This is a genomic window from Orrella sp. JC864, assembly GCF_037026685.1.
Taxonomy (GTDB): domain Bacteria; phylum Pseudomonadota; class Gammaproteobacteria; order Burkholderiales; family Burkholderiaceae_B; genus Orrella.
Genome location: NZ_JBANET010000003.1, coordinates 76,469 through 89,807 on the forward strand (window position 1 = coordinate 76,469; position 13,339 = coordinate 89,807).

Annotated in this window: 10 protein-coding genes; 4 read left to right on the forward strand and 6 right to left on the reverse strand. The window is 69.7% G+C overall.

Features of this window, described 5'->3' with window-relative positions; genetic code table 11:
- Positions 1-109 precede the first annotated feature (109 nt).
- Complete coding sequence (locus tag V8Z80_RS03710) at positions 110-1,126, reverse strand: amino acid ABC transporter substrate-binding protein (RefSeq protein ID WP_155194659.1); 1,017 nt, start codon at positions 1,124-1,126, stop codon at positions 110-112.
- A gap of 251 nt (positions 1,127-1,377) precedes the next feature.
- Between V8Z80_RS03710 and V8Z80_RS03715 the strand changes: the two genes are divergently transcribed.
- From V8Z80_RS03715 to cheD, 3 genes are all read left to right on the forward strand, one after another.
- Positions 1,378-2,052, forward strand: a complete 675-nt coding sequence (locus tag V8Z80_RS03715; protein WP_155194661.1) for an ATP-binding cassette domain-containing protein — start codon at positions 1,378-1,380, stop codon at positions 2,050-2,052.
- Entirely contained in the window at positions 2,049-2,957 is a 909-nt protein-coding gene (locus V8Z80_RS03720) for a cell division protein FtsX (protein ID WP_155194663.1), read from the forward strand. The genes V8Z80_RS03715 and V8Z80_RS03720 overlap by 4 nt, the downstream gene beginning before the upstream one ends.
- Before the next feature lie 165 nt (positions 2,958-3,122).
- Entirely contained in the window at positions 3,123-3,713 is a 591-nt protein-coding gene (gene cheD, locus V8Z80_RS03725) for a chemoreceptor glutamine deamidase CheD (RefSeq protein WP_155194665.1), read from the forward strand.
- 3 nt (positions 3,714-3,716) lie between these two features.
- On the opposite strand, the gene V8Z80_RS03730 is transcribed toward cheD, so the two are convergent.
- Positions 3,717-7,289: an indolepyruvate ferredoxin oxidoreductase family protein gene (locus V8Z80_RS03730; protein WP_336061045.1), complete on the reverse strand. Its 3,573-nt coding sequence runs from the start codon at positions 7,287-7,289 to the stop codon at positions 3,717-3,719.
- A 199-nt stretch (positions 7,290-7,488) separates the two neighbouring features.
- Here V8Z80_RS03730 and mutY point away from each other — a divergent pair, with 199 nt between their 5' ends.
- Positions 7,489-8,562, forward strand: coding sequence for an A/G-specific adenine glycosylase (gene mutY, locus V8Z80_RS03735; RefSeq protein ID WP_336061046.1), 1,074 nt, complete (start codon positions 7,489-7,491; stop codon positions 8,560-8,562).
- A gap of 23 nt (positions 8,563-8,585) precedes the next feature.
- Here the strand turns inward: mutY and rodA are convergent, their stop codons facing one another.
- From rodA to mreC, 4 genes are read right to left on the reverse strand one after another with little or no spacing between them, the layout of a single operon-like run.
- Positions 8,586-9,722, reverse strand: a complete 1,137-nt coding sequence (gene rodA / locus V8Z80_RS03740) for a rod shape-determining protein RodA (RefSeq protein WP_336061047.1) — start codon at positions 9,720-9,722, stop codon at positions 8,586-8,588.
- The gene (gene mrdA / locus V8Z80_RS03745) at positions 9,719-11,752 is read right to left on the reverse strand and encodes a penicillin-binding protein 2 (RefSeq protein WP_336061048.1); all 2,034 of its coding nucleotides are present in this window, start codon (positions 11,750-11,752) and stop codon (positions 9,719-9,721) included. The genes rodA and mrdA overlap by 4 nt, the downstream gene beginning before the upstream one ends.
- 58 nt (positions 11,753-11,810) lie before the next feature.
- Positions 11,811-12,395 carry a rod shape-determining protein MreD gene (mreD, locus tag V8Z80_RS03750; protein ID WP_442951937.1) on the reverse strand — a complete coding sequence of 195 codons (585 nt, stop codon included), beginning with the start codon at positions 12,393-12,395 and terminating at the stop codon, positions 11,811-11,813.
- Entirely contained in the window at positions 12,373-13,308 is a 936-nt protein-coding gene (mreC, locus tag V8Z80_RS03755) for a rod shape-determining protein MreC (protein WP_336061049.1), read from the reverse strand. Before mreC ends, mreD begins: the two co-directional genes overlap by 23 nt.
- Between the last annotated feature and the right edge of the window lie 31 nt (positions 13,309-13,339).

Here is a 13,339-nt window from a genome sequence, read left to right on the forward strand (position 1 = left end):
AGCGGCCGCGGGGTTGCCGCGGCCGCCGAAAAAACCACTGGGCGGGGGCCCCGCGCCGCGGCGCCGGCAAGGCAGCCGGGATGCGGCGCGGGCATGGGCTCGCGCCCGCTTAGCGAACCGGCCAGCCGTACATCAGGCCGCCGTCCTTCCAGGGCTTGTTCAGGCCGCGCTCGAGCTTCATGGCGCTGTCCTGGCCCAGGTTGCGCTCGAAGCTCTCGCCGTAGTTACCGACCGCCTTGATGACGTTATAGGCCCACTTGTCGTCCACGCCCAGGTTCTTGCCCATGCCCGGGGTCACGCCCAGGATGCGCTGGATGTTGGGGTTGGAGCTCTTGAGCATCTCGTCGACGTTCTGCGAAGTGATGCCGTACTCTTCGGCCTCGAGCATGGCGTTCAGGGTCCAGCGCACCACGTTGAACCACTGCTCGTCGCCCTGGCGCACCATGGGGCCCAGCGGCTCCTTGGAGAAATCCTCGGGCAGGATCACATAGTTGTCGGGATTCTCGAGCGTGGTGCGGGTCGAGGCGAGCTGGGATTTGTCGGTGGTGAAGGCGTCGCAGCGGCCGGCCGAGAAGGCGCGCACGATCTCGTCGTATTTCTCGATCACCACGGGCTTGAACGCGATGTTCTGGCTGCGGAACCAGTCGGCCAGGTTCAGTTCGGTGGTGGTGCCGGGCTGCACGCAGACGGTGGCGCCGTCCAGCTCCTTGGCGCTCTTCAAGCCCAGGTCCTTCTTGACCATGACGCCCTGGCTGTCATAGTAGTTCACGCCCGCGCCGATCAGGCCCAGCGTGGTGTCGCGGGTCAGGGTCACGGTGGTGTTGCGGGTCAGCACGTCGATCTCGCCCGACTGCAGGGCGGTAAAGCGCTGCTGCGTGTTCAGCGGGGTGACCTTGAACTTGGTGGCGTCGTTGAACATGGTCGCGGCGATGGCCTTGCACATCTCCACGTCCAGGCCCTGCCATTGGCCCTTGCTGTCGGCCAGCGAGAAACCCGGAATGCCGGTGGACACGCCGCATTGGACGAACCCTTTTTTCTTGACGGCATCGAAGGTGGCGCCGGCATGCGCGGCCGAGGAGGCGGCAAACAGGGCAACGCCCAATGCGGCAAGCTTGAATACTTTCATGGTGGATCTCCGGTGAAACGGGGGCGGGGCGTTGCAGGCGCGGTCGTCTTGAGCACCGTCACAGCAGCCTGCGAGCGATGGTATCGCTTTGCAACATGGATGACATGAGGGATATCCCTTGTTGCGGTGCAACAAACTAATGCGCTAGCGGCGTGCAAGGCCCGTGGCAACGGGCCCTTGCGGGGAGTTACTATGGCGCCTGACATCCCTGGCAGGCCCCGCACGTGCGGGGCCGGCACGCTGCGAGCGCCATGATCGAATTCCAGCACGTCTTCAAGTCCTACGGCCGCGGCCGCAATATCCTCGCCGACATCACCTTTCGCGTCTCGCCGGGCGAATTCATCTTCGTCTCGGGCCCTTCCGGCGCGGGCAAATCCACGCTGCTCAAGCTGGTGGGAGGCCTGGAGCCGCCCAGCCGCGGCGCCATCCAGGTCAACGGCCAGCGGCTGGACAAGCTTTCGGCGCGGGCGCGCCCCTACCTGCGCCGCGCCGTCGGCGTGATCCTGCAGGATACCCACCTGCTCTACGACCGCAGCGCCTTCCAGAACGTCATGCTGCCCCTGGCGGTGGCCGGCCTGCCCCACGCGCAGGCCAGCGCCCGGGCGCGCGCGGCCATGGACAAGGTGGGCCTGGCAGGCAAGGAAGACATGAATCCCATCGAGCTCTCGGGCGGCGAGCAGCAGCGCCTGGCCATCGCGCGGGCCATCGTCAACCGGCCGGCCATCCTGATCGCCGACGAACCCACCGCCAACCTGGACCGCGATACGGCGCGGCGCATCCTTAACGTGTTCCGCGACTTCAACCGGGTGGGCGTGACCATGCTGATCGCCTCGCACGACGAGGCGCTCATGGCCGAGCACGCCACGCGCATGCTGCGCGTCGAACCAGGCAGCTTCCGCGACTCGGCCGCCGGGAGGACGGCATGAAAAGCTGGATCCGCCAACACCACTATGCCCTGACGGTGACGCTGCGGCGCTTTGCCGCGCAGCCCTTCTCCACCCTGGCCAACATGCTGGTCATCGCCCTGGCCCTGGCCCTGCCGCTGCTGGGCGCGGCCATCCTGGTCTCGGCCGAGCCGGTGGCCCGCCAGGTCTCGGTCACGCCCGAGCTGACCGTATTCATGCAGGTGCAGGCCCCGGCCGGCAGCGCCCGCGAAACCGCCGACCGCATCCTGGCCGAACAGGGCGGCGAAGTGGCCGGCGTGCGGGTGATCCCCCGCGAGCAGGCCCTGGAAACCTTGCGCAACACGCCCGGCTGGCGCGCCTCGCTGGAGGTGCTGCCCGACAATCCGCTGCCCGATGCGGTGGTGGTCACCGTAAGCCCCGGCGAAGACCTGGCCGCGCGCGCGGCCACGCTGGCCGCCGGCTGGCGCACCTGGCCGCACGTGGACGTGGTGCAACTCGACAGCGCCTGGGTGCAGCGGCTCGAAGCGCTGCTGCGCTTCGGGCGCATCGGCCTGGTGCTGCTGGCAGCCAGCGTGGCGCTGGTGGTGCTGGCCACGGTCTTCAATACCGTGCGCATGCAGGCGCTGACCCAGCGCGAGGAGATCGCCGTGGCCCGGCTGGTGGGAGCGACCGAGTCGTTCGTGCGCCGTCCCTTCCTATACGTGGGCGCGCTCAGCTGCACCGCGGCATCGCTGGCGGCCATCGGGCTGGCGGCGCTGGCCTTGCAGCCGCTGAACGGCGCCCTGGCCACGCTGGCGCAAAGCTACGGCGCCGAATTCTCGCTGCGCCTGCCCGGCCCTGGCGTCCTGGCGGCCTGGGTGCTGGGCGTGGCGCTGCTGGGCGCGCTCTCGGCCCGCTGGTCGGTCACCCGCAACACCCGTTTCTGAAGGGCAGGGCCGCCATAGCGGCTGCCTTCCTCTCAGGAAGGCTTAAAAACACACAAATTAACGTTTTGTTCGATTAAATTACGTATCTTTGTGGGCGCCCCCGCCGTGCGCGCAGGGCGCCTATCGCCGCGGAGGTTCCGGCGGCCCACCAGCCCCATCCCGCCCATGCCCTACCAGGAAGCACTCGCCACCCGCACCTACTTCGATACCGCCTTCGACCTGCCCGCGGTCAAGGTGCTGCCCACCGAGTACTACGTCTCCAAGGACGACATCATGATTTCCACCGTGCTGGGCTCGTGCGTGTCGGCGTGCATACGGGACAACCAGTCGGGGTGGGCCGGCATGAACCACTTCATGCTGCCCGAGGGCGACCCGGCTTCGCCCTCGTCGGCGACCATGCGCTATGGCGCCTATGCGATGGAGACGCTGATCAACGAGTTGCTCAAGGCCGGCGCTTCGCGCGCGCGCCTGGAGGCCAAGGTGTTCGGCGGCGGGGCGGTGCTCGACGCCATGCGCGAGACCAACATCGGCGAGCGCAACGCGGCCTTCGTGATCAACTACCTGCGGCTCGAGAAGATCCCGGTGGTGGCCCAGGACCTGGGCGGGCCGCATGCGCGCCGCATCAACTACTTCGCGCGCACCGGGCAGGTGCTGGTGCGCAAGCTGATTTCGCAGCACCGTGCCGAATCGGTCATCGCGCGGCGCGAGCTGGCCGTCGCGCGCACGGTGCAGGCGGCGGCCGAAGGCAAGGGCTAGCGGCTACGCCGCCTTGCCCATGTGCAGGCTCACCACCTTGCCATGATAGGCCTGCAGCAGTTCCTCGCGCCGCGCCGCGGCCTTGCGCAGGCTGGCTTCCTTCACGTGGCCGTATCCGCGGATGTGCTCGGGCACGCTGGCCAGGGCCACGGCCGTCTCCAGGTTGGCCCGTCCCAGCTTGGGCAGCATGTCCAGCACAGTCTGGCGGTACTCGTCGATCAGCGCCCTCTCGGCGCGGCGCTCGGCGGTATGGCCGAAGGGATCGAGCACCGTGCCGCGCAGAAAGCGCAGCCGCGCCAGCACGCCGAACACGCGCAGCATGCCCGGGCCATAGCGCCGCTTGAGCAGGTGTCCCTGCGCGTCGCGCTTGGCCAGCAGGGGCGGGGCCAGATGGAAACTGAGCCGCCAATCGCCCTCGAACTGCGCCTGCACCTTGCGCAGGAACTCGCCGTCGCTGTATAGGCGCGCCACCTCGTATTCGTCCTTGTAGGCCATCAGCTTGAAGTAGTAGCGCGCCACCGCCTCGGCCAGCCGCGTGGTGCCGCAGGCGGCCTGCTCGGCACGCGCCACCTCGTCCACCAGCTCGGTGTAGCGGCGCGCATAGGCCGCGTTCTGGTAGCGCGCCAGGAAGGCGGCGCGGTGCGCGCGCACCCGCTCCCACTCGCTGGCCGGGCGCTTGAGCTCGACCACCTCGGCCAGCGCGTCGCCGGCCTGCGCCGGCGCCAGCATGGCATGCACGCCGGCCGGGTCATGGGCCAGCCGCCGGCCCCAGGCGAAGGCGGCCAGGTTGTTGGCAACCTGCTGGCCGTTGAGCGCAATGGCCCGCTCGAGCGCCTCGCGGCCCAGCGGCAGCCAGCCTTTCTGGTAGGCATAGCCCAGCATCAGCGGATTGGCGTAGATCGCATCGCCCAGCAGGCCCACCGCCAGCGCGGCGGCGTCCAGGTAATCGACGCGGTCGGCGCCGCAGGCGGTCTCCAGGTCGCGGCGCAGGTCGCCGCCGGGCAGCGTCCAATCCGGGTTGCGGATGAACGCGGCGGTCGGCGCCACGTCGGTATTGACCAGCACGCGGGTGCGGCCGGCGGCCATGCGCGCCAGCGCGTCGGCGCTGGTGCCCACCACCAGGTCGCCGCACAGCACCAGGTCGGCCTGGCCCATGGCCACGCGGGTATTAAGCATTTCCTGGCCGGCGCCGCCCAGCACCACGTGCGAATAAACGGCCCCGCCCTTTTGCGCCAGCCCGGCCATGTCCAGCACCGAACAGCCCTTGCCTTCCAGGTGCGCGGCCATGCCCAGCAGCTGGCCGATGGTGACCACGCCGGTGCCGCCCACCCCGGCAATGAAGATGCCGTAGCCGCGGCCCGGCTCGGGCAGCACGGGCGCGGGCAGGTCGTCGGCGCCCGCCTGCTGCTGCACCCCCTTGGGCTTGCGCAGCTTGCCGCCTTCGACCGTCACGAAGCTGGGGCAAAAGCCCTTCAGGCAGGAATAGTCCTTGTTGCAGCTGGACTGGTTGATGGCGCGCTTGCGCCCCAGCTCGGTCTCCAGCGGCTCGACCGACAGGCAGTGCGATTTCTCCGAGCAGTCGCCGCAGCCCTCGCATACGCGCTCGTTGATGACCACGCGCCGCGCCGGGTCGGGATAGGCGCCGCGCTTGCGGCGGCGGCGCTTCTCGGTGGCGCAGGTCTGGTCGTAGATGAGCACCGACACGCCCGGATAGGCGGCCAGGTCCTTTTGCACCTGGTCCAGCTCGTCGCGGTGGCGCACCGGCACGCCCGGCGCCATGCCGGCCACGTCCCGGTATTTTTCCGGCTCGTCGGTGACCACCTCGATGCGCGCGATGCCCTCGGCGGCCAGCTGCTGCGTGATCATGGGCACGGTGATCGGCCCGTCCACCGGCTGCCCCCCGGTCATGGCCACCGCGTCGTTGAACAGGATCTTGTAGGTGATGGGCACGTTGGCGGCCACCGCCGCGCGGATGGCCAGCAGGCCCGAGTGGTAGTAGGTGCCGTCGCCCAGGTTGGCGAACACGTGCGGCTCGGAGGTAAACGGCGCCTGCCCCAGCCACGGCACCCCTTCGCCGCCCATTTGCGTGAAGACGTGCGTGCTGCGGTCCATCCAGGTGACCATGTAGTGGCAGCCGATGCCGGCCAGCCCGCGCGAGCCCTCCGGCACGCGGGTCGAGGTGTTGTGCGGACAGCCCGAACAGAACCAGGGCTTGCGCTCGGTGACCACGCGCGGGCGCGCCAGCATGCGCTCGTGCGCCTCGATGGCCTGCAGCCGCGCGGCGATGCCGCGGCGCACGTCCTCGGGCAGCGCCATGCGCAGCAGGCGCGCGCCCACCACCTTGGCCACCATGGCCGGGGAGAATTCGTAGTGGGCCGGCAGCAGCCAGTTGCCCTGCGGCACGGCCCACTCGCCGCCGTCCTTGTCGTCGAACTTGCCCACCACGCGCGGGATCTTGCGGCCCGTGCCGATCCAGCCGAACAGTTCTTCCTTGACCTGGTATTCGAGGATCTGGCGTTTTTCCTCGACGACGATGATCTCGTCCAGCCCCTCGGCGAACGCCTGCAGGCCGGTGGCCTCCAGCGGCCAGACCATGCCCACCTTGAAGTGGCGCAGGCCGATGCGCTGGCAGGCGGCCTCGTCCAGCCCCAGGTCGATCAGCGCCTGGCGCGTGTCCAGGAAGGCCTTGCCCGAGCTGATGATGCCCAGCCGGGCCTGCCCGGCGGGCACGTGCCACATCTGCCGGTTCAGCCCGTTGGCGCGCGCATAGGCCAGCGCGGCGTACAGCTTGTAGTCCAGCAGGCGCGCCTCCTGCTGCAGCGGCGTGTCGGGCAGGCGGATGTTCAGGCCGTCCTCGGGCAGCTGGAAATCCCTTGGCAGCTCGATGGCCACCCGGAACGGATCGACCTCGACCGAGGCCGAGACCTCGACGATGTCGGTGATGGTCTTCAGGCCCACCCACACGCCGGCGTAGCGGCTCATGGCCCAGCCGTGGATGCCGTAGTCCAGCACCTCCTGCACGCTGGCCGGGAACAGCACCGGGATCATGCAGGCCTTGAGGATGTGGTCGCTCTGGTGCGGCAGCGTGGACGACTTGGCCGGATGGTCGTCGCCCGCCACCACCAGCACGCCGCCGTGGCGCGAGGTGCCGGCCGCGTTGGCGTGCTTGAAGACGTCGCCGCTGCGGTCCACGCCCGGGCCCTTGCCGTACCACATGCCGAACACGCCGTCGTACCGGGCGCCGGGAAACAGGTTGACCTGCTGCGAGCCCCACACGGCCGTGGCGGCCAGGTCTTCGTTCACGCCCGGCTGGAAGACCACGTGATGGTCCTTCAGGTACTTGGCGGCCTTCCACATGTTCTGGTCCACCCCGCCCAGCGGCGAGCCGCGGTAGCCCGAGACGAAGCCGGCGGTGTTCAGCCCGGCCTGCTGGTCGCGGATGCGCTGGTTGATGGGCAGGCGGACCAGGGCGTGGATGCCGCTCATCCAGGCGCGGCCCTGCTGCAGGGTATAGCGGTCGTCCAGCTGGACGGAATCCAGGGCGGCCCGCTGCGCGGGCGTAAGGGGGGCGTTCATTTGTCTCGGCTCCGTGGGTATTGGATGCCCGCTCCGGACTGCGCGGCCCGCGTGCTCTTGTGGAGCCGTGGCCAGCGGGGAACGGGCGCGGTCTGCGCCAGCTTGTTATGGCTACGTTTTACCCGCCCCGGGCGCCGGACGCAATAAGGGGGACGCCCAGCCTGGCGGGCAAGGCCCGATCGGCGATAATCGCCCCATCATGGATTTCGCCCACCGCATCATCGCCTGGCAGGCCGCCCACGGCCGCCACGGCCTGCCCTGGCAGGGCACCCGCGACCCCTATCGGATCTGGCTGTCCGAGATCATGCTGCAGCAGACCCAGGTGGCCACGGTCATTCCCTATTACCACCGCTTCCTCGAACGCTTTCCCGACATGGCCGCGCTGGCGGCCGCCAGCCAGGAGGAAGTCATGCCCTACTGGGCCGGCCTGGGCTACTACGCGCGCGCGCGCAACCTGCACCGCTGCGCGCAGGCGGTGATGCGCCACTGGCAGGGCAGCTTCCCGCGCGAGCCGCAGGACATCGCCAGCCTGCCGGGCATCGGCCGCTCCACCGCCGCGGCCATCAGCGCCTTCGCCCACGACACCCGGGCAGCGATCCTGGACGGCAACGTCAAGCGCGTGCTGGCCCGGCATTTCGGCATCGAAGGCGACCCGATGCGCCGCGAGACCGAGCGCCTGCTGTGGACGCTGGCCGAAGACCTGCTGCCCGGCACGGGCGCGCGCGACGCCGCCATGCCCGCCTATACGCAAGGCATGATGGACCTGGGCGCCACCGTCTGTACCCGCGGCAAGCCGGCCTGCCAGCGGTGCCCGCTGGCCGACGGCTGCCTCGCCCGGCGCGACGGCCGGCAGGCCGAGCTGCCCACCCCCAAGGCGCGCAAGGCCGTGCCCGAGCGCGAAACCCAGATGCTGATGCTCGAGCACGACGGCCGGCTGCTGATGCGGCGCCGGCCGGCCACCGGCATCTGGGGCGGCCTGTGGAGCCTGCCCGAGTTCGCCGGCGATGCCCAGGCGGCCGCGCGCGAGCTGGGCGCCGACCTCGTCCAGGCCCAGGCGCTGGCCCCTTTTGCCCACGTCTTCACGCATTTCCGCCTGCACATCCGGCCCTGGCATGCCCGGGCCGCGCACCTGGCGCTGGCCGAGCCCTCTGACGAACACGCTTGGGTGCAGATCGGCCAGCTGAAGGAGCTGGCCCTGCCCGCGCCGGTGCAAAAGCTGCTGGACGGCTACTACGGCACGGCGGCGCAGGCCAGCCTGATCCCGCCGCGCTAGCGCCGCCGGACAAGCCGCGCGACCTACTCGCGCACCGCCCGGTGCCGGCTGATGCTCATCAGCATGCCGCAGGCGATGCCCACGGTCAGCAGGGCCGTGCCGCCGTAGCTCATGAAGGGCAGCGGCACCCCCACCACCGGCAGGATGCCCGTCACCATGCCGATGTTCACGAACACGTAGACGAAGATCACCATCGTCAGCGAGCCGGCCAGCAGCCGGCCGAACTGCGTGCCGGCGCGCATGGCGATGGTCAGCCCGCGCAGCAGCAGCAGGCCGTACAGCACCAGCAGCAGCACGCCGCCATACAGGCCGAACTCCTCGGCGTAGACCGCGAAGATGAAATCGGTGGTGCGCTCGGGGATGAAATCCAGGTGGGTCTGCGTGCCCTGCATGTACCCCTTGCCGTACAGCCCGCCCGAGCCGACCGCGATGGTCGACTGGATGGTATGGAACCCCTTGCCCAGCGGATCGGCGTTCGGGTCCAGCAGGGTGCACACGCGATGCTTCTGGTATTCGTGCAGCACCACCCAGTCGGTCTCGGGCTGGCACAGCGGCTCTTCGTACACGACGATGGCGGTGACGGCGGCCACGCCGATGACGGTGACCGGCACCAGCAGCTTGAACGACAGGCCGGCGAAATAGATCACGAAAAAGCCCGCGCCAAAGACCAGCAGCCCCGTGCCCAGGTCCGGCTGCTTGATGATGAGAATGAAGGGCACGGCCAGCAGCACGGCCGCCACCAGGAAATCCGGCACCCGCACCGAGCCCTCGTGGCGCTGGAAATACCAGGCCAGCATCATCGGCACCGAGATCTTGAGCATCTCGGAAGGCTGCAGCCGCACGAAACCCAGGTCCAGCCAGCGCGTGGCGCCCTTGGAGGTGACGCCGAAGAACTCCACCCCCAGCAGCAGCAGCACGCCGGCCAGGTAGAACGGCAGGGCCAGCTTGAGCAGCATGTGCGGCGGCACCAGCGCGATGGCCCACATCACGAAGAAGGCCAGCACGAAATTGCGCGCCTGCTCGGCAAAGCGCCAGTCGGTGCCGCCCACCGCCGAATGCATGATGGTCAGGCCCAGGCCGGCGAACAGCGCGAGCAGCAAAAGCAGCGGCCAATCGAAGGCCGTGAAGACCCGGACGACGTAGTAGGCCAGCCTTTTCATGGCGCGATGCTGCCTGCGGTGACGCGCGCGGCATTGACCACGCCGGGCGCGCGCGGCACGGGCGCCGGATCGGCTGGCGGCGGCCGGTCGGTATCGGTGGCCGGCGGCGGCACGTCGGACATGGCCGGGGCGGGAGCGGGCTCGGACGGCCGGCCCTGGGCCTGGCGGATCTGCTCGGGGTCGGCCGGATTGCGCGAGAGCCAGTAGTCGTACACCTTGCGGGCCACCGGCGCGGCCACGCTGCCGCCCCAGCCGCCGTTCTCGACGATGAGCGCGATGGCGATGCTGGGTTTTTCGGCCGGCGCGAAGGACATGAACAGCGCGTGGTCGCGCAGGCGCTCGTCGATTTCGTTGGCGCGGTACTGGCCGCCGCGCAGGCTGTAGACCTGGGCGGTGCCAGTCTTGCCAGCCACGTTGTACGGCGCGCCCAGGAAGGCCCGCCGGGCGGTGCCGACCTTGACCACGTCGTTCAGGGCCCGCTTGATCAGGTCCACGTTCTCCTGCTTGAGCGGGATGCGGTAGGAGGGCTCGGACACGGTGGGCTCGATCGACCCGTTCAGGGGATCCTGCACGCCGCGCACCAGGTGCGGCTTCATGTAGACGCCGTCGTTGGCCAGCACCGCGGTGGCCTGCGCCAGCTGCAGCAGCGTGAAGGAGTTGTATCCCTGCCCCACCGCCACCGAGATGGTCTCGCCCGCGTACCAGCGCTGCTGCTCGCGGTCCTTGTAGGCGCTGCGCTTCCATTCGCGCGAGGGCAGGATGCCGCGGCGTTCGCCCTCCAGGTCGATGCCGGTGAGCTGGCCGAAGCCAAAGGGCTTCATGAAGTCGTGCAGCGCATCCACGCCGATCTCCGGACCCAGGGAATAGAAGTAGGTATCGGACGAAACCACCAGCGCCCGGTTCATGTCCGTCATGCCGTAGGCCACCGAGCCCGCGTTGCGAAAGCGCTGGCCGCCGAACTCGTAATAGCCCGGGTCGTAGAAGCGTTCGTGGGCGCGGCGCTTGCCCAGCTCCAGCGCGGCCAGGGCAACGAAAGGCTTGTAGGTGGAACCGATCGGATAGGTGCCGTACAGCGGCCGGTTGATCAGCGGATGGTCGGGCGACTCGTTCAGCAGCTTCCAGTTCTCGACGTCGATGCCGTCGATGAACAGGTTGGGATCGAAGGACGGCTGCGAGACGAAGGCCAGCACGTCGCCGGTGGCCGGCTCGATGGCCACCAGGGCCCCGCGCTGGCCGGCGAAGGCTTCCTCGGCCACGCGCTGCAGGCCCAGGTCCAGCGACAGCACCAGGTTGGCGCCGGGCTGCGGGTCGATGCGGCGCAGGGTGCGCACCGGACGGCCGCGCGCGGTGACCTCGACCTCCTCCAGGCCGGTGCGCCCGTGCAGCACGTGCTCCCAGGTCTTTTCCAGCCCCTTCTTGCCGATCACGTCGGTGCCGCGGTAGTTGCCCAGCTGCCCCGAGGCCTCCAGCGTCTCCAGGTCGCTTTCCGAGATGCGGCCGATGTAGCCGACCACATGCGCGGCCACCGGCCCCTGGGGATACTCGCGCACCCAGCGCGCCTTGAGCTCGACGCCCGGGAAGCGGAAGGCGTGCGCGGCGAACCACGAGGCCTCGGTCTCGTTCAGGTTGTTGCGCAGCACCACGCTGGCGTAGCGGCTGGATTCGGCCACCCGCCGGCGAAAGCGCCGCTCGTCGGCCGGACTGATGTGCACCAGCTGCGGCAAGGTCTTGAACAGCTCGTCCAGCGGCCCGGCCTGGGCCGGCACGACCTCCAGCGTATAGGTGCGGTAGTTGCGCGCCAGCACCTCGCCGTTGCGGTCGACGATCTCGCCGCGCCGCGGCGGGATCGGCACGACCGCGATGCGGTTGCGGTCGGCGCGCGCGGCCAGGCCCTCGTGGCGCTCGACCTGCAGCTGCCACAGGCGCCAGCTCAGCAGGCCGAAGCAGGCGAACACCAGGCCCACGGCCACCCAGGCCCGAAGCCTGAATCGCTGTCGTTGCTGCTGGCCGGTCTTCTTGAATTCGAACATGGCGCGGGGCCGAAAGAACGTCTGGGGTTGCCGATCGTTGCGGTGGGCGGCGCGGCCCTCAGGCCTGGGACGCCTCGGTGTCTTCGGAATGCCGCTGCGGCAGCTGCAGCAGCCAGCCCACCACCGGCCACAGCGCGGCGGTGATCAGCGGCGAGAGCAGCCACTGCCATCCGGGCCAGCCGCCGCTGAGCCACGCGTGCAGCAGCAGGCCGACCAGGCTGGCGCCCAGGAAGACCGGCAGCAGGTGCAGCGCCTGGCCCAGCAGGTCGAAGCGCTGCAGGCGCCGGTGCAGATTGTAGGCGCCATAGGCGAGCAGCACGTAGGTTAGCGCATGCTCGCCCAGCAGGCGCGCATCGTGCACGTCCATCAGCAGCCCGAAGCAAAAGGCCGTCAGCATGCCGATGCGGCGCGGCTCGTGCACGCACCAGAACGCCAGCACCAGCAGCAGCATGTCGGGCGCGGCCGGCCAGAGCCGCCAGGGCAGCAGCGACATCAGCCACACGAACAGCACCGAGCCCCACACAAAAAAACCGTGGGCCGGGCGCACCAGCGGGTCGGGCTCGACCGAGGTCGGGCGCGGCACGGGGGGCTGGCTGGCGCGCGAACGGGTCGCGGCCGGGTCAATCGGCTTGCGTCGTTCCAGCGGCATGGAAGGTCTCGCGAGGTTGAAGCGGCGGTTGGACCGGCTGATCGCCGGCAGGTTCAGGCGCCTGCACGACATTTTGCTCGTCGGTCTGCAGCACGAGGAAGTGGCGATAGCGCTCGGGGTGGGCCAGCGGCTCGGCCAGCGCCCGGGCAAAGCCCGAGGCCGTGTCGCGCTCGACCGTCTCGATGCGGGCCACCGGCAGGCCGGCCGGAAACAGCCCGCCCACGCCGCTGGTGACCAGCGTATCGCCCTCGCGCACGTCGGCATCGGCGGTCAGGTAGCGCACCTCGACCTTGCCCTGCACGTGGCCGCCGAAGGCGATCAGGCGCAGGCCGTTGCGCAGCAGCTGCACCGGGATGGAGACCTGCTCGTCGGTCAGCATCGCGGCCTCGGCCGTCATGGGCGTGACGCGCACGATCTGGCCCACCACCCCGCCCTCGTCGATGACCGGCATGCCCGGGGCCAGGCCGCTGGAGCTGCCCTTGTTGAACACCAGCCGCCGGTTGAAGGCGCTGGGCGGCTCGTACAGGACTTCCACCACCACGGCCTTTTGCGCGGCGGTGTCGGCGACTCCCAGCAGGCGGCGCAGCTGGGCGTTCTCGGCGGCCAGCTGCGCGGCATGGGTGGCCACCTGCGCCAGCTCGATGCGCTGGCGCTGCAGCGATTCGTTCTCGGTGCGCACCAGCGCGGCGGCATTGAACCAGTCGTTGACCTGGCGCACCGCGTCGCGCGGAAACAGCACGGCGCGCTGGAAGGGGTACAGGCCGATCGACACCATCTGGCGCACCGGCTCGAGCATGCGCAGCTGGGAATCGGCCACCAGCAGCCCCAGGCACAGGGCGGCCAGCACCAGCAGCCGCAGCTCCGCGGAGGGGCCTCGCCGAAACAGCCTGAGAGCGTGATGTCGCATCGGGAGAAAAACCAGGCGAAGGGGCGGGCGG